This is a genomic window from Allobosea sp. TAF32, from assembly GCF_052113585.1.
Classification (GTDB): Bacteria; Pseudomonadota; Alphaproteobacteria; order Rhizobiales; family Beijerinckiaceae; genus Allobosea.
Genome location: NZ_JBFRDM010000002.1, coordinates 604137 through 619229, shown reverse-complemented (window position 1 = coordinate 619229; position 15093 = coordinate 604137). Strand labels below are relative to the sequence as shown.

The 15093-nt window shown below is 66.2% G+C and carries 14 protein-coding genes; 11 read left to right on the top strand and 3 right to left on the bottom strand.

Annotated features, from left to right (window positions below; translation table 11 throughout):
• The first annotated feature begins 5 nt into the window (after positions 1 to 5).
• From AB4Z16_RS07460 to AB4Z16_RS07420, 9 genes are all read left to right on the top strand, one after another.
• Positions 6 to 1838, top strand: a complete 1833-nt coding sequence (locus tag AB4Z16_RS07460) for an adenylate/guanylate cyclase domain-containing protein (RefSeq protein WP_441510689.1) — start codon at positions 6 to 8, stop codon at positions 1836 to 1838.
• A 75-nt stretch (positions 1839 to 1913) separates the two neighbouring features.
• Positions 1914 to 2576, top strand: a complete 663-nt coding sequence (locus AB4Z16_RS07455; RefSeq protein WP_441510688.1) for a class I SAM-dependent methyltransferase — start codon at positions 1914 to 1916, stop codon at positions 2574 to 2576.
• Complete coding sequence (locus AB4Z16_RS07450) at positions 2573 to 3823, top strand: glycosyltransferase family 4 protein (protein WP_441510687.1); 1251 nt, start codon at positions 2573 to 2575, stop codon at positions 3821 to 3823. Before AB4Z16_RS07455 ends, AB4Z16_RS07450 begins: the two co-directional genes overlap by 4 nt.
• Positions 3820 to 4962 carry a glycosyltransferase family protein gene (locus tag AB4Z16_RS07445; RefSeq protein WP_441510686.1) on the top strand — a complete coding sequence of 381 codons (1143 nt, stop codon included), beginning with the start codon at positions 3820 to 3822 and terminating at the stop codon, positions 4960 to 4962. Before AB4Z16_RS07450 ends, AB4Z16_RS07445 begins: the two co-directional genes overlap by 4 nt.
• 169 nt (positions 4963 to 5131) lie before the next feature.
• Positions 5132 to 6115 (top strand): cobaltochelatase subunit CobS, encoded by a 984-nt coding sequence (gene cobS, locus AB4Z16_RS07440; protein WP_441510685.1) that lies wholly within the window; start codon positions 5132 to 5134, stop codon positions 6113 to 6115.
• A gap of 16 nt (positions 6116 to 6131) precedes the next feature.
• Complete coding sequence (locus AB4Z16_RS07435; protein WP_441510684.1) at positions 6132 to 6482, top strand: GFA family protein; 351 nt, start codon at positions 6132 to 6134, stop codon at positions 6480 to 6482.
• A gap of 8 nt (positions 6483 to 6490) precedes the next feature.
• On the top strand, positions 6491 to 6907 hold the full coding sequence (locus AB4Z16_RS07430; protein WP_441510683.1) for a GNAT family N-acetyltransferase: 417 nt from the start codon (positions 6491 to 6493) through the stop codon (positions 6905 to 6907).
• Complete coding sequence (cobT, locus tag AB4Z16_RS07425; protein WP_441510682.1) at positions 6904 to 8796, top strand: cobaltochelatase subunit CobT; 1893 nt, start codon at positions 6904 to 6906, stop codon at positions 8794 to 8796. Before AB4Z16_RS07430 ends, cobT begins: the two co-directional genes overlap by 4 nt.
• Complete coding sequence (locus tag AB4Z16_RS07420) at positions 8796 to 9794, top strand: esterase-like activity of phytase family protein (RefSeq protein WP_441510681.1); 999 nt, start codon at positions 8796 to 8798, stop codon at positions 9792 to 9794. The genes cobT and AB4Z16_RS07420 overlap by 1 nt, the downstream gene beginning before the upstream one ends.
• A 177-nt stretch (positions 9795 to 9971) precedes the next feature.
• Here AB4Z16_RS07420 and rpmB read toward each other — a convergent pair whose 3' ends face one another.
• Positions 9972 to 10259, bottom strand: coding sequence for a 50S ribosomal protein L28 (gene rpmB / locus AB4Z16_RS07415; RefSeq protein ID WP_441510680.1), 288 nt, complete (start codon positions 10257 to 10259; stop codon positions 9972 to 9974).
• Between the two features lie 288 nt (positions 10260 to 10547).
• Between rpmB and AB4Z16_RS07410 the strand changes: the two genes are divergently transcribed.
• Entirely contained in the window at positions 10548 to 11360 is an 813-nt protein-coding gene (locus tag AB4Z16_RS07410) for a DUF3108 domain-containing protein (RefSeq protein ID WP_441510679.1), read from the top strand.
• An 8-nt stretch (positions 11361 to 11368) separates the two neighbouring features.
• Here the strand turns inward: AB4Z16_RS07410 and AB4Z16_RS07405 are convergent, their stop codons facing one another.
• Entirely contained in the window at positions 11369 to 11701 is a 333-nt protein-coding gene (locus tag AB4Z16_RS07405) for an NIPSNAP family protein (RefSeq protein ID WP_441510678.1), read from the bottom strand.
• Positions 11702 to 11703: 2 nt separating this feature from the next.
• Positions 11704 to 12888, bottom strand: a complete 1185-nt coding sequence (locus AB4Z16_RS07400; protein ID WP_441510677.1) for a pyridoxal phosphate-dependent aminotransferase — start codon at positions 12886 to 12888, stop codon at positions 11704 to 11706.
• Between the two features lie 285 nt (positions 12889 to 13173).
• On the opposite strand from AB4Z16_RS07400, the gene AB4Z16_RS07395 reads away from it, so the two are divergent.
• Entirely contained in the window at positions 13174 to 15006 is a 1833-nt protein-coding gene (locus tag AB4Z16_RS07395) for an IlvD/Edd family dehydratase (protein WP_441510676.1), read from the top strand.
• Positions 15007 to 15093 lie beyond the last annotated feature (87 nt).

The following is a 15093-nucleotide window of genomic DNA, read 5'->3' as shown; positions in this document are numbered from 1 at the left end:
GTCGTATGAATCGGCCACAAGCCGCCGGCACGCCGCGCCCGCAGATGGCGCGCAGCAGCATGGGCGCGAGCATCGATCAGGTCTCGTCCTGGAGCCGCGACATCCGCCTCGTCTCGGGCCTGATCCTGCTGACCTTCGCGACGACGCATTTCCTCAACCATGCCATGGGCGTCCTGGGCCTCGATGTCATGGAGCGCGTCCAGGACTGGCGCTACAATGTCTGGCATTCCCGCATCGGGACGATCGTGCTCTACGGCGCGCTGATCATCCATCCCGTGTTCGCGCTGCTGCGCGTGGTCCAGCGCCGCACCTTCAAGATGCCGCTGCGCGAGATGCTGCAGATCGCGCTGGGTCTCGCGATACCGCTCCTGCTGGTCGATCACATCGTCAGCACGCGCGTGCTGGGGTATTATTTCGGTGTCGACGAGACCTATCATGCCGTGCTTCGGCGGCTGTGGCCTAGCCGCGCGCTGCTGCAGTCGCTGCTGCTGCTGCTGGTCTGGACGCATGGCATCCTCGGTCTCCATTTCATGCTGCGTTCGCGTGACGCCTATCGCCATTGGCGCGACCCGTTCCTGCTCGTCTCGATCCTCATCCCGCTGCTGGCGTTGATCGGCTTCATGGTGGCGGCACGCGAGGCCGAGCGGATGGCGCTCCCGCCCGAGTTCGTCACCGACGCGCAGCGGGTGATGTTCGACCGCGACGTGATGTGGGCGAAGAGCGCCTTCTACGGGCTGGTGGGCGCCTTCGTGCTGTTCGTCGGCATCCGCGAGATCCGGGTCAGGACGCGACGGGAGATCACGGTACGTTTCGTCGGTCACGGTACGCGGCGGCTGGTGCCGGGGCCGACGGTGCTGGAGATGTTCCGGCGCTTCGGCATTCCGCACGCGGCGCTCTGCGGCGGGCGGGCGCGCTGCGCCACCTGCCGCGTGCTGGTGATGGACGGCATCGACAAGCTGCCGTCGCCGGGGCCGAACGAAGCCAGGTTGCTGCGGCGCATCTCCGCGCCGGAAGGTGTCCGGCTTGCCTGCCAGATCAGGCCGCAAGACGACCTGCAGGTGCAGATCCTGCTCGCCTCGCGCCTGAACGCCGCCGGTGCGCGCACGCTGCAGCCCGACGATGCCGTCAACAAACGCGGCCTGACGGTGGTGGTCGCCGATCTGCGTGCTTTCTCGGCGCTCTCGGAGCGGCAGCTGCCCCGCGAGCTGATCGGCCTGCTCAACCGCTTCTTCGACGAGATGGGCCAGGCGATCACGGCCCATGACGGGCGCATCGATGCCTTCTACGGCGATGGCTTCATGGCCGTGTTCGGCCTCGAGGGCTCGCAGGCGCGCGGCGCGCAGGCGGCGATCAGCGCTGCGGCCGACATCGTACGGGCGGTTGACGCGCTCAACCGCGAGTTTGGTGTGGCGCTGCCTCTGCCGCTGAGGATCGGGATCGGGATCCATACCGGCGATGCCATCACCGGTGCGGTCGAGAACGACAATCTCGGCCGGCGCGAGATCACGGTTGGTGAAACGGTCATGATCGCGAGCCAGCTCGAAGCCGCGACGCGCCGGGTTCTCGCCGATGTCGTGGTGTCGGAAGACACGATTCGCACCACCGGCCGCAGCTACGCTGGAACCGTGCCGCTCAAGATCGCGATCAAGGGGCGCGAGAAGCCGTTGACGGCCTATGGCTTTGCGAGCGCGCCGGAAATTGCCCGCCGCAAGCGCGAGGATGCGGCGATGGCGGCGAGGCCGATTCCGGCCGCTGCGTCGGAGGAAACAGCGGGCGACGCGGCCGAGCCGGCGGTGGGATCGGCATCCGGGACGGAAGAGGCGAATCCGCGCGATTGAACAGGCACGGGAGGCTGGCCTTTGCCGCAACCGCTGCCTATGGTCCCGCCAGTTTTTGCCGACAACGACGGAACCATGACGCCTGAACCTCCTTGCGAGGCCTTCCACGACCTGCTGCGCGGCATGGCGGCCTTATCCGGGAACCGCATCGTCGCCGATGTCGCGCGCCTCTATGGCAAAGGCGCGCCGCCGGACCTGTCGATCGCCTGCAACCACAAGCAGATCGCCTCCAAGCAGTGGCTCGTCGAGGCGCTGGCCGAGGCCTGCCCGAAACCGGAAGGCCCCGTCTGGGTGCTCGGCGCATGGTATGGTGTGCTCGGAGCGTTGCTGCTCGACGATCCGCGACTCGCTATCGATGAGGTGGTCAGCCTCGATATCGACCCGACCTGCGCGCCGATCGCGGAGATCCTGAATCACCGCCATGTCGCTTCCGGCCGCTTCCGGGCAGCGACAGCGGACATGACGGCGCTTGATTTCGCGGCTCAGTCACCCAGGCCCGGGCTCGTCGTCAATACAAGCTGCGAGCATCTCGCCGACGTGCCGGGCTGGATCGCGAGTTTGCCGGCCGGCCTGCCGCTCGTGCTGCAATCCAACGACTATTACCGCGAGCCGGACCATCGCAGCTGCGTGGCCTCCCTCGATGCCTTCCGCGAGCAGGCGGGGCTTGCCGAGGTCTGGTTCGCCGGGGCACGGCCGACGAAAAACTATACGCGCTTCATGCTGATCGGCCGGCGATGACGACAGGCACGGTGCCGCGTGTCGCGGTGGCGATGAAGGGTTATCCGCGGCTGTCGGAGACCTTCATCGCGCAGGAGTTGCTCGGGCTGCAGCAGCGCGGCCTCGCCTTCGAGATCTGGTCGCTCCGGCATCCGACCGACGGCGCCAAGCACCTGATGCACAACCAGATCATGGCACCGGTGCGCTACCTGCCGGAATATCTGCATGACGAACCGGGGCGCGTGACGCGCGCTGTGTTCGGCGCGTTGACCCAGCCCGGCTTCCGCAAGCTCCTGGCGCTCTTCCTGCGCGATCTTGCCCGTGACCGGACGCGCAACCGCCTGCGCCGCTTCGGCCAGGCCTGCGTGATGGCGCGAGAACTGCCCAAGGATATCCGGCACCTGCATGTGCATTACCTGCACACGCCGGCTTCGGTCATCCGCTACGCGGCCCTGCTGCGCGGCCTGAGTTGGTCCTTCTCCGCCCATGCCAAGGACATCTGGACGACGCCCGACTGGGAAAAACGCGAGAAGATCGCCGATGCCGCCTGGGGCGTGACCTGCACGCAGGACGGCTTTCGCGAGCTCGAGCGGCTCTCCGACCAGCCCGACAAAGTGGAGCTCGTCTATCACGGGCTCGACCTCACCCGCTTTCCGCCGCCCGCCCCGAGGTCCGGTCGCGACGGCTCGGATGCGGCCGATCCGGTGCGCTTCGTCACCATCGGGCGGGCCGTGGCGAAGAAGGGCTTCGACGATCTGCTGGAATCCCTGGCCCGATTGCCCTGCATATTGCATTGGCGGCTGACCCATATCGGCGGCGGCGAGATGCTGGCGACGCTGAAGGAGAAGGCGCGTTCCCTCGGCCTCGATGACAAGATCGTCTGGGCGGGACCGAAGGCGCAGGACGAGGTCATCGCCGCGCTCAGGGCTGCCGATCTCTTCGTCCTGCCCTCGAAGCAGGCCGGCGACGGCGACCGCGACGGGCTGCCGAACGTCGTGATGGAGGCCGCGAGCCAGGCCCTGCCGATCGTGGCAACGGATTTCGCCGGGATTCCGGAATTCGTTCGGCATGGTGTCGAGGGGCTTCTGGTGCAGCCCGGCGACATCGACGGGCTTGCCGGGGTGCTCGGCGAGCTCGCCTGTTCGCCGCAGCAGCGGGGGCAGCTCGGCTATCGCGCGCTGGCGCGGCTGACCGGCGCCTTCTCGGCGGCTGCCGGACTCGACGGCATCGCTTCGCGGCTACACGCCTCTGCCGAAGAAAAGGCATGAGCGCGACCGTCCTCATCGCGGTGACGCATCTGCTCGGGTCGGGCCATCTGGTGCGTGCGGCCAATCTGGCACGGGCGCTGGCACGAGAGGGGTTCGCGGTGACACTGGCGAGCGGCGGCATGTCGTTGTGGCCGATGGAGCAGGAGCCCTTCACCTTCGTGCAGTTGCCGCCGGTCAGGACGGAGGGCATCGATTTCCGCACGCTGCTCGACGAAGCCGGTCAGCCCATTGACCTCGAACGCAGGGCCCAGCGCGTTGCGGCTTTGGAAGGGCTGGCGGCGAGGCTGCGGCCCGATGCGGTGATCGTCGAACATTTCCCGTTCGGGCGCCGACAGCTCGCCGCCGAATTTCTCGCCCTGATCGCGGCGGCGCGGGCCGCCAATCCGAGGACCCTCGTGCTCTCCTCGGTTCGGGACGTGCTGGTAAGGCCGCGCCCTGAGCGCATAGCGGAGGCCGAGGAGCGGCTTGCGCTGTTCGATGCGGTGCTGGTCCATGGCGATGCGGATTTCCTGCCGCTCGACCGCTCCTGGCCAGTCGATGCCAGGCTGGCGGCCAAGCTGCGCTACACCGGCTACATCGCCGAAGCGCCGGCTGGCGACGCGCCGATCGAGACCGGCGAAGTGCTCGTATCCGGCGGCGGTTCCGCCGCGGCCATTCCGTTGTTCGCACTCGCCATCGCGGCGGCGAAGCTCGGTCCGCAGGAGCGGCGCTGGCGCATCCTGGTCGGGCGTGCGGTCGGCGGGGACGTCTTCGGCCGGCTGCGGGCAGACGCGCCGGCGCATGTCACGGTCGAGCGCGTGCGGCCCGATTTCCCGGCGCTGCTCGCCGGCTGTGCGATCTCGATCAGCCAGGCGGGCTATAACACGGTGCTCGACCTCGTCGCCGCACGGCGCCCCGCCATCGTCGTCCCGTTCGATGCCGGTGGCGAGACGGAGCAGGCCGTCAGAGCCGAAGCGATGGAGCGTGCCGGGCTGGCGCGTTGCCTGCGGATTTCGGGGGAGGGGGCTTTGACACCAGATCAGTTGGCGGCCGCCGTCGCCGCCGGAATCGGCCGAAACCCGCCCGGCATCGCTCTCGCACTCGACGGTGCCCGCAATGCGGTCGCAATGGTGAAACAGCTCCTGGACGAGCGCGTCTGAGCGATCACGAGCCGTGGCCGGCATGCCCTTTGCGAGGGCCAGGGTGCAGCTTTGCGAATTGCCGCTTCCGGTCTTTCGCTCTAATGAGGGATGATCCGCCTCCCTCCTCGGTCGGCTCTGGGCAAACCGGCATGTAGCCGGCCACGGCCCTGCGCCTGGAGACAAGATGATGACGACGACGACCGCGCCCGGATTGCCCGACATGAAGTTGTCGGTTCGGCAGACTTTCGGGATCGATACGGACCTCGAAGTGCCGGCCTATTCGGCAGCCGATCCGCATGTGCCCGATTTCGACCCCGACTACCGTTTCGACCGCGACACCACCATCGCGATCCTCGCCGGCTTCGCGCATAACCGACGCGTCATGATCTCGGGCTATCACGGCACCGGCAAGTCGACCCATATTGAGCAGGTCGCCGCCCGCCTCAACTGGCCCTGCGTCCGCGTCAACCTCGACAGCCACGTCTCGCGCCTCGATCTCGTCGGCAAGGATGCGATCGTGCTCAAGGAAGGCAAGCAGATCACCGAGTTCCAGGACGGCATCCTGCCCTGGGCGCTGCAGAACAACATCGCGCTCGTCTTCGACGAATATGACGCCGGCCGCCCGGACGTGATGTTCGTGATCCAGCGCGTGCTCGAACAGTCCGGCAAGCTGACGCTTCTCGACCAGAAGCGCGTCATCCGCCCTCATCCGGCCTTCCGGCTGTTCGCGACCGCCAACACGGTTGGTCTTGGCGACACTTCGGGCCTCTATCACGGCACGCAGCAGATCAACCAGGGCCAGATGGACCGCTGGTCGATCGTCACCACGCTGAACTATCTGCCGCATGACAACGAGGTCGCGATCGTTCTCGCGAAGTCGAAGCACTACCAGAAGAGCCCGGAGGGCAAGGACATCGTCAACAAGATGGTCCGCGTCGCCGATCTCACCCGCAACGCGTTCATGAACGGCGATCTCTCGACCGTGATGAGCCCGCGCACGGTCATCACCTGGGCGGAGAATGCGGCGATCTTCGGCGATATCGGCTTCGCCTTCCGCGTCACCTTCCTGAACAAGTGCGACGAGATGGAGCGCACGCTGGTGGCAGAGTTCTTCCAGCGCTCCTTCGGCAAGGAGCTGCCGGAAAGCGCGGCGAATGTGGTGCTGAGCTAACGAGAGGACACAAGCCATGGCGCAGTATCAGGGAAGCTGTCACTGCGGGCGTGTCGCCTATGAGGTCGAGGCCGATCTCGGGACGACGCTCACCTGCAACTGCTCCTATTGCCAGCGCCGTGGCTCGATCCTCGCGTTCTCGCCCGCCAGCACCTTCACCCTCACCAAGGGTGAGGATGCGCTGACCGAGTACCGTTTCCACACGCAGAAGATCCAGCATCTGTTCTGCGAGACCTGCGGCATCGAATCCTTTGCCAAGGCGAATGGGCCCGACGGCACGCCGATGGTCGCGGTCAATGTGCGCTGCCTCGCCGGCGTCGAGCCGACCGAATTGTCGCCGACGGCCTATGACGGGCGTTCGCGCTAGGAGGGGTTGTGGTCGCGATCACGGTCGAGCCCGAGCAGGACGAGACGCGTGCCGCGGTGTTGCGTGGCCTGAGCGCGCATAACCAGGCGAAGGTCGGCCCCCGGAACGCCAAACCGCTGGCCATCAGCCTGCGCGACGAGAGCGGCGAGATCGTCGGCGGCCTCGTCGGCGAGCTGAAATGGGAATGGCTCTATGTCGATCTGCTCTGGATCGACGAGGCCCATCGCGGCGCGGGATTGGGCGAGACGCTGGTCGCGCGAGCCGAAGACGAGGCTCGCCAGCACGGCGCCAAAGGTGTCTTTCTGGGTACGATGAGCATCCAGGCGCCGGGCTTCTATCCCAAGCTCGGCTATCGCGAATGCGGCCGGATGGAGAACTATCCGGTGGCGGGTCAAACGCTGCATCACTTCACGAAGGCGCTATGAGCATCTCGAACCGCAAGCCTGGAACGCCGAAGGAAGCCCCGGCCGAGCCGCTGAAGCGGGCGATCTCGGGCGCGATGAAGGCGATCGCGCGCAAGCCTGAGATGGAAATCGTCTTTGCCTCGGACAAGCCGTCGCTGGTCGGCGAGCGGGCGCGACTGCCCGAGCCGCCGCGCAAGCTCAGCGTCGGCGATGTCGCGATCCTTCGCGGCCATGCCGATTCGATGGCGCTACGCCTTGCCTGCCATGACGCCGCGATCCATCGCCGGGCCGCGCCGGAGGGCGATGCTGCCCGCGCCGTCTTCGATGCCGTCGAGCAGGCGCGCGTCGAATCGATCGGCGCGCGGCGGATGTCCGGCATGGCCGGCAACATCACCGCGATGCTGGAGGATCGCTATCATCGCGGCGGGCGTTACGAGGAAATCACCGATCGCGCCGACGCGCCGCTCGAGGACGCGCTGGCGCTGATGGTACGCGAGCGTCTGACAGGCCTGAAGCCGCCGAAGGCGGCCGAGAAGATCGTCGAGCTCTGGCGCGAGCAGATCGAAGCCAAGGCCGGGAGCGATCTCGACAGGCTCTCCAAGACGATCGAGGACCAGCGCGGCTTCGCCCGTACGGTGCGCGACATGCTGGCCTCGCTCGACATGGCCGACCAGACCGCGCAGGGCGACGAGTCCGAGGAGGACGAGGACAACCAGGACCAGTCCTCCGAGGACCAGCAGCAGCAGGAAGGCGAATCCGAGCAGGAGAGCGGCGCGGACCGCTCCGAGGTCGAGGTCAGCGAAGACGCGACCGAGGAGCTGCAGGAGGGCGCCTCCGAGGCGACCGACGCGCCGGCGGGCGACTGGGACGAGGAGGATGACAGCTCCGAATCCGAGGAGGCCGGCGAGGCGCCGCGTCCGCGCGAGAGCCGCGGCAACGAACGCCCCCAGACCGACTACAAGGCCTATACGACCAAGTTCGACGAGATCGTCACGGCCGAGGAGCTTTGCGACGCCGAGGAACTGACGCGCCTGCGCGCCTATCTCGACAAGCAGCTCGCGAATCTGCAGGGCGTCGTCGCACGCCTCGCCAACCGCCTGCAGCGGCGGTTGATGGCACAGCAGAACCGTTCCTGGCAGTTCGATCTGGAGGAAGGCGCGCTCGATCCTGCCCGCCTGCCACGCATCATCATCGACCCGTTCCAGCCGCTCTCCTTCCGGCGGGAATCGGACGTCAATTTCCGCGACACGGTGGTGACCCTGCTGATCGACAATTCCGGCTCGATGCGCGGACGGCCGATCACGGTCGCCGCTACCTGCGCCGATATCCTCGCACGCACGCTGGAGCGTTGCGGCGTCAAGGTCGAGCTCCTCGGCTTCACGACCCGCGCCTGGAAGGGCGGGCTGTCGCGCGAGGCCTGGCTGCAGTCGGGCAAGCCCGCCAATCCCGGCCGCCTCAACGACCTCAGGCACATCATCTACAAGGCGGCCGACGCGCCATGGCGGCGTGCGCGCAAGAATCTCGGCCTGATGATGCGCGAGGGCTTGCTCAAGGAGAACATCGACGGCGAAGCGCTGGACTGGGCGCATAAGCGCCTGCTCGGCCGGCCGGAGCAGCGCAAGATCCTGATGGTGATCTCGGACGGCGCGCCGGTCGACGATTCCACCCTTTCGGTCAATGCCGGTAATTATCTCGAGCGGCATCTGCGCCATATCATCGCCGAGATCGAGAGCCGTTCGCCGGTCGAACTCATTGCCATCGGCATCGGCCACGACGTCACGCGCTACTACCGCCGCGCCGTCACCATCGTCGATGCCGAGGAGCTGGGGGGCGTGATGACCGAGAAGCTCGCCGAGCTTTTCGAAGAGGACGGGCCAGCCGCCGGTCCCACGTCGCGCCGCCTGCATTGATGCGCCTGACACGGCGCGCCGCGCTTGCGGGCCTCGGCGGCCTGGTGCTGCCGGGGGTGGCGCAGGCCGCCGAGCAGACTCGCTTTCCAGTCTCTGTTTCGGCCCGGCCGCTCGCGGCCTTCGAGCCGCGCAACCCCGAGCGGCGCCGATTCGGCGCGCTCCAGTTCCGCAGCGGGCTCGTGCTGTCGTCCGGCCATCCGCGCTTTGGCGGTTTCTCTGGCATGGCTCGACTCAACGAGGGACGCGATCTCGTCGCAGTGACCGACCGCGGCTACTGGCTGACGGCAAGAATCGCTTCGCAAGGGGGCAAGCTTACCGGCCTCGCCGATGCCGAGATGGCTGCCATCCTCGGCGCTTCCGGACGGCCGCTTGCGCGTTCGGGGCTCTTCGACACCGAGAGCCTCTGCATCGCCGATGGCGTTGCCCATGTCGGGATCGAGCGTCGGCACGAGATCGTGCGTTTCGACTGGGCGGGCGAGGGCGTCGAAGCGCGGGCGCGATCGGTGCCCGTGCCACCTGAAATCAAGCGCCTGCCGCGTAATCGCGGGCTGGAGGCGCTGGGTGTGGTGCCGGTAGGACCGCTGAAGGGCGCGCTTGTCGCGGTCGCCGAGCGATCGGGCAAGGAGGACGAGCCGACGCTCGGCGCGATTCTCGGCGGTCCCCAGCCGGGGCTGTTCAAGGTCATCAGGCATGACGGCTACGACATCACCGATCTCGCATTTCTGCCGTCTGGCGACATGCTGCTGCTCGAGCGCTGGTACCAGCCGCTGCGGGGCGTCGGCATGAGGATGAGGCGAATCGCCGGGCGCGACATCCGGCCGGGCGCGCTGGTGGATGGACCGCGGCTGATCGAGGCCGATCTCGGCTATGAGATCGACAATATGGAAGGGCTGTCCGTCCATCAGGAAAACGGGCGCACAGTGCTGACCCTGATCTCGGACGACAATTTCTCCTTCCTGCAGCGGACGGTGCTGCTGGAATTCGAGCTGCTTCCGTAGAGAGAACGTCATGCTCGGGCTTGACCTGAGCATCTCATGACCAGTGGAACAGGAGCCTCTTCCCGCCCGAGATTCTCGGGTCTCCGCCTCGCTGCGCCCGAGAATGACGGCTGGTGTGGCCCAAACGAAAAAAGCGGCCTTTCGGCCGCTTCGTTCAACCCCGAAAGAGAAGCCCGCTCAGTTGGCGATAAGCTTCTTCTCGAGGTCGCGCTTCAGGGTGAGCGCGCCGACCGAGAGGTCGCCGGCCGCAGCCTTGAGCAGGAAGGCGTCGAGGCCGCCGCGATGCTCGACCGAACGCAGGGCGTTGGCCGAAATGCGCAGGCGCACCGAACGGCCGAGCGCGTCCGACTGCAGCGTGACGTTCACGAGGTTCGGGCGGAAGACAGTCTTCGTCTTGCGGTTCGAGTGGCTGACGAGGTGGCCGGTCTGGGTGGCTTTCCCGGTCAGTTCGCAACGGCGGGCCATGGCAATCGTTCCTTACATCCCCAGGTCGCTCAAACAAAAAAACCGACACGCGACGTGCCGGCGAGCACCGGAAGTCAAATTGAAGTCGTGGTTCCATAGCCAAGCTCGCAGGCCCCGTCAAGGAAAACTCCCGCGGCCTGTTCACATCGCCTTCAGCGTTAACGAGGTGTAAAGACCGGCATCGGATGCTTCGTCCGGCCGTCGCTTCGCTGCGATGGGAAACCGGTCACGATTCGGACCGATTCAGAGTGCATGTCGCGCAGGATCGCGCCGTTCCGGAGGCAATGGATGAAATCCGCCGTCGCATCGTCCCTCGCAGCGCTGGTTCTCGCAGCCTGTCTGGCCGAGATTGCCGAGGCGGCCTCGCTCGATGCACGCTACGACGTCTCCCTTCTCGGCATCACGTTGGGCACCGCGAGCCTCTCAGGCGGTATCGACGGATCGAGCTACAAGCTCGACATGGCCGCGAAGCTGACGGGAATCGTCGGCGGCGTGACCGGCGGCCGCGGCTCTGGCGCGGCGACCGGGGCACTGGTGGGCGGCAAGCTCGCGCCCAGGACCTTCGCCGTCAGCTCCGCCAATTCCAGCGAGAGCCGCACCGTGCGCATGGCACTCGCGGATAACAGCGTCGCGGGCATCGATATCGAGCCGCCGATCGACGACAAGCCCGACCGCGTGCCGGTCACCGAGGGGCACAAGCGCAACATCGTCGATCCGCTCAGCGCTTTCCTCATGCCGGTCAACGGCAAGGGCAGGGACGGCGCCTGCAACCGCACACTGCCGATCTTCGACGGCGCGGCGCGCTACGACATCAAGCTCAGCAGCGCCGGGACCCGCAACGTCAAGCTCGATGGCTATAGCGGTCCGGTTTCCATTTGCCAGGCGCGCTATGTGCCGATTTCGGGCCACCGGGCGCTCCGGCCCAGCACCAAGTTCATGACCGAGAACAGAGACATCACAGCCTGGCTGGCGCCGGTCGCCGGCACCGATGTGATGGTGCCGGTGCGCATCTCCGTGAAGACGATGATCGGAACGGCGGTGATCGAGGCCTCGAGCTTCAAGGTCGATCCCGGCGTCACCGCGAGCGCGGCGCGGAACTGAGGGGGCTCTCAGGGCGCGCGCTTTACGCCCTGATCATCCTCGAAGACCGGCCGGAAGAATGACCGCTCGTAGCTGATGATGAAGCGGTCCTTTTCGTTCATCGCGAAGGCGGCCTGACATTCGGGATCGTCGAAGGAGCGCTTGCGGTAATCCTCATAGGCCGCCAGTGTGGGAAAGCTGAACAAGGCGAGCGCCGCGTTGGACACGCCTTCCGACGGCATGAAATAGCCGTGGTGCTTGCCGCCGAATTTCTCGACCAGCCGGATCCAGAGCTTGCCGTAAGCCTCGAAGGCCGGGAGCTGATGGGGATCGATGATATAGCGCAGATGACAGGTTACCATGTTCAGACCCCGTGCCGGCTCTCGAGGAAAGCGCCCATCCGCTTGAGCGCCTTCTCGATGTTCTCCAGCGAGTTGGCGTAGGAGAGACGGATGTAGCCTTCGCCATGGACGCCGAAATCGGGTCCCCCGATTGTGGCGACGCCGGCTTCCTCCAGCAGGGCCGAGGCGAGCTTCTTCGCCTTCCAGCCGGTCTTGGTGATGTTGGGGAAGGCATAGAAGGCGCCCTTCGGCACGGCGCAGGAGACGCCCGGCAGGCCATTCAGCCCCTTCACCACCGCTTTACGGCGCCGGTCGAACTCGGCGACCATCGTGTGGACGGCGTCCTGCGGGCCGGTGAGCGCCGCCAGCCCTGCCCATTGCGCGGGGGCGTTGACGCAGGAATGCGAGTTCACCGCAAGCTTGCGGGCGTTGTCGAGCAGCGGCTTGGGCCAGACCGAGTAGCCCAGGCGCCAGCCCGTCATCGCATAGGTCTTGGACCAGCCATTGAGCAGGATGAGGCGGTCGCGGATCTCGGGATAGCTGAGAAGGCAGACATGCTTCTCGCCGTCATAGACCATCTGGTCGTAGATCTCGTCCGACATCACCGCGACGTCCGGGAAATCAGCCAGCCCCGCGACGAGCTTGTCGATCTCGCTCTTCGGCGTCACGCCGCCGGTCGGATTGGCCGGCGAGTTGATGATGAGGAGCCGGGTCTTCGGCGTGATCAGCGCGAGCGTCTCCTCGGCGGAGAAGGCGAAACCGTTCTCCTCGCGGACCGGCACCGGGATGGGCGTCGCGCCGGTATATTCGATCATCGAGCGATAGATCGGGAAGCCGGGGTCCGGATAAAGGATTTCGGCGCCGGGCTCGCCGAACATCAGGATCGCCATGAACATGGTGACCTTGCCCCCCGGCACGATCATTACGCTCTCAGGAGAGACCTCGACCGCGAAGCGCTTGTGCAGGTCGGCGGCGACGGCCTCGCGCAGCGGCAGGATGCCGTTCGCCGGGGTGTAGCCGTGATGGCCATCCCGCAGCGCCTTCACCGCGGCTTCGACGATGTGCTCGGGCGTGGCGAAATCCGGCTGGCCGATGCCGAGATTGATGATGTCCTTGCCCTGTCGCTGCAGCTCGGTCGCGCGCGCCAGCACGGCGAAGGCGTTCTCCTCGCCGATGCGGGCGAAGGATGGGACGACGTGAAGGGACATGGCGCGTTTCCTCAGCGGCGCATTTCGGACGGGCAGATTGGCCGGTTCTGTGAGGGCGTGCCTTCTGACCCGCCTTTTCTTGGCGCCAAACCGGCAGGGCTGGCAAGCGTGCGCCGCGCATCGTGGGTTATTGCATACTGCATACAGCATGAATAATTAGTATGACTATCAAGCAGAATGGCCCTTGCCGAGCTACCGGCGATCGGCATGATGGCTTGTCTCAAATCGTTTGAATGAGAGATCGGCAAACGGCCGTCAGCGCCGTGCCGCGCGAGAGGAAACGAGATGGCCAAGGCACCTGGCAAGACCCCCGGCAAGAAGCCGGTTCGGCGCATCAAGCCCGAGCAGTTGCGCTCCAAGGCGTGGTTCGACAATCCCGCGAATGCGGATATGACCGCGCTCTATATCGAGCGCACCATGAATTTCGGCCTGTCGCGCGACGAGTTGCAGTCCGGCCGGCCGATCATCGGCATCGCCCAGACCGGTTCCGATATCGCCCCGTGCAATCGCCACCATATCGAATTGGCGCACCGCGTCCGCGACGGCATCCGCGAGATGGGTGGCGTGCCCTTCGAGTTCCCGATCCATCCGATTCAGGAAACCTGCAAGCGGCCGACCGCCTCGCTCGACCGCAACCTGCAATATCTCAGCCTCGTCGAGATACTCTACGGCTACCCGCTCGACGGCGTGGTGCTGACGACGGGCTGCGACAAGACGACCCCGGCGCAGATCATGGCGGCCGCGACGGTCGACATCCCAGCGATCGCACTGCCGGGCGGGCCGATGCTGAACGGCTCATTCCGCGGCGAGCGGACCGGTTCCGGCACGATCGTCTGGAAGGCGCGCCAGATGATGGCGGCGGGCGAGATCGACTATAAGGGCTTCGTCGAACTCGTCGCCTCCTCGGCGCCGTCGGCCGGCCACTGCAACACCATGGGCACGGCTTCGACGATGAACTCGCTGGCGGAAGCCATGGGCATGACGCTGCCCGGCGCCGCCGCGATCCCCGCGCCCTATCGCGACCGCTATGAGATGGCCTATCTGACGGGCAAGCGCATCGTCGAGATGGTCTGGGAGAACCTGATCCCCTCGAAGATCCTGACGCGCGAGGCCTTCGAAAACACCATCGTCATCAATTCGGCGATCGGCGGCTCGACCAATGCGCCTGTTCACGTCAACGCCATCGCCAAGCATATCGGCGTCGAACTCGACAACGAGGATTGGACCAAGATCGGCTACGAGATCCCGCTGCTGGTCAACCTGCAGCCGGCCGGCGAGTATCTCGGCGAGGATTACTATCGCGCCGGCGGCCTGCCGGCCGTGATCGCGGAGCTGGTGGAGAAGGGCAAGCTGAAGCCCGCCATCACCGCCAACGGCCACACCCTGGAAGAGAACTGCAAGGGCGCCTTCTCCATCGCCCGCGAGGTCATCAAGAGCTATGACGAGCCGATGAAGGCCCAGTCCGGCTTCCTCAACCTCTCCGGCAATCTCTTCGATTCCGCGATCATGAAGACCAGCGTGATCACCCCGGAATTCCGCAAGCGCTATCTGGAGAATCCGAAGGATCCGATGGCCTTCGAGGGCCGCGCCATCGTCTTCGACGGGCCGGAGGACTACCACCACCGCATCGACGACCCGGCGCTCGCCATCGACGAGCATTGCATCCTGTTCATCCGGGGCGTCGGCCCGATCGGATATCCCGGCGCGGCCGAGGTGGTGAACATGCGGCCGCCGGATTACCTGATCAAGAAGGGCGTCACCGCGCTCGCTTGCGTCGGCGACGGGCGCCAGTCCGGCACCTCCGGCTCGCCCTCGATCCTCAACGCCTCGCCGGAGGCGGCGACCGGCGGCGGCCTGGCGCTGCTGAAGACCGGCGACAAGGTCCGTATCGACCTCAAGAAACGCAGCGCCAACATCCTGATCTCGGACGAGGAACTGGCTGAGCGTAAGGCGGCGTTCAAGGCGTCGGGCGGCTACAAATATCCGAAGAGCCAGACGCCCTGGCAGGAGATCCAGCGCAAGATCGTTGGCGAGCTGTCCGAGGGCATGGTCCTCAAGCCGGCCGTCAAGTACCAGAAGATCCACAAGAAGTTCGGTATCCCGCGCGATAACCACTGAGTGCGGCGCTTCCCTGGCGCGTCATGCTCGGGCCTGTCCCGCGCATCTCGTGCCGAAGAATGCGCCTCTTCCAGCGAGAGATTCTCG

Excerpts from the sequence above, each read along its gene's own strand:
- AB4Z16_RS07445 (WP_441510686.1), top strand. The coding sequence starts at position 3,820 with ATGAGCGCGACCGTCCTCATCGCGGTGACGCATCTGCTCGGGTCGGGC.
- AB4Z16_RS07460 (WP_441510689.1), top strand. The coding sequence starts at position 6 with ATGAATCGGCCACAAGCCGCCGGCACGCCGCGCCCGCAGATGGCGCGC.
- cobT (WP_441510682.1), top strand. The coding sequence starts at position 6,904 with ATGAGCATCTCGAACCGCAAGCCTGGAACGCCGAAGGAAGCCCCGGCC.
- AB4Z16_RS07420 (WP_441510681.1), top strand. The coding sequence starts at position 8,796 with ATGCGCCTGACACGGCGCGCCGCGCTTGCGGGCCTCGGCGGCCTGGTG.
- rpmB (WP_441510680.1), bottom strand. The coding sequence starts at position 10,259 with ATGGCCCGCCGTTGCGAACTGACCGGGAAAGCCACCCAGACCGGCCAC.
- AB4Z16_RS07410 (WP_441510679.1), top strand. The coding sequence starts at position 10,548 with ATGAAATCCGCCGTCGCATCGTCCCTCGCAGCGCTGGTTCTCGCAGCC.
- AB4Z16_RS07400 (WP_441510677.1), bottom strand. The coding sequence starts at position 12,888 with ATGTCCCTTCACGTCGTCCCATCCTTCGCCCGCATCGGCGAGGAGAAC.
- cobS (WP_441510685.1), top strand. The coding sequence starts at position 5,132 with ATGACGACGACGACCGCGCCCGGATTGCCCGACATGAAGTTGTCGGTT.
- AB4Z16_RS07435 (WP_441510684.1), top strand. The coding sequence starts at position 6,132 with ATGGCGCAGTATCAGGGAAGCTGTCACTGCGGGCGTGTCGCCTATGAG.
- AB4Z16_RS07450 (WP_441510687.1), top strand. The coding sequence starts at position 2,573 with ATGACGACAGGCACGGTGCCGCGTGTCGCGGTGGCGATGAAGGGTTAT.
- AB4Z16_RS07455 (WP_441510688.1), top strand. The coding sequence starts at position 1,914 with ATGACGCCTGAACCTCCTTGCGAGGCCTTCCACGACCTGCTGCGCGGC.
- AB4Z16_RS07405 (WP_441510678.1), bottom strand. The coding sequence starts at position 11,701 with ATGGTAACCTGTCATCTGCGCTATATCATCGATCCCCATCAGCTCCCG.
- AB4Z16_RS07395 (WP_441510676.1), top strand. The coding sequence starts at position 13,174 with ATGGCCAAGGCACCTGGCAAGACCCCCGGCAAGAAGCCGGTTCGGCGC.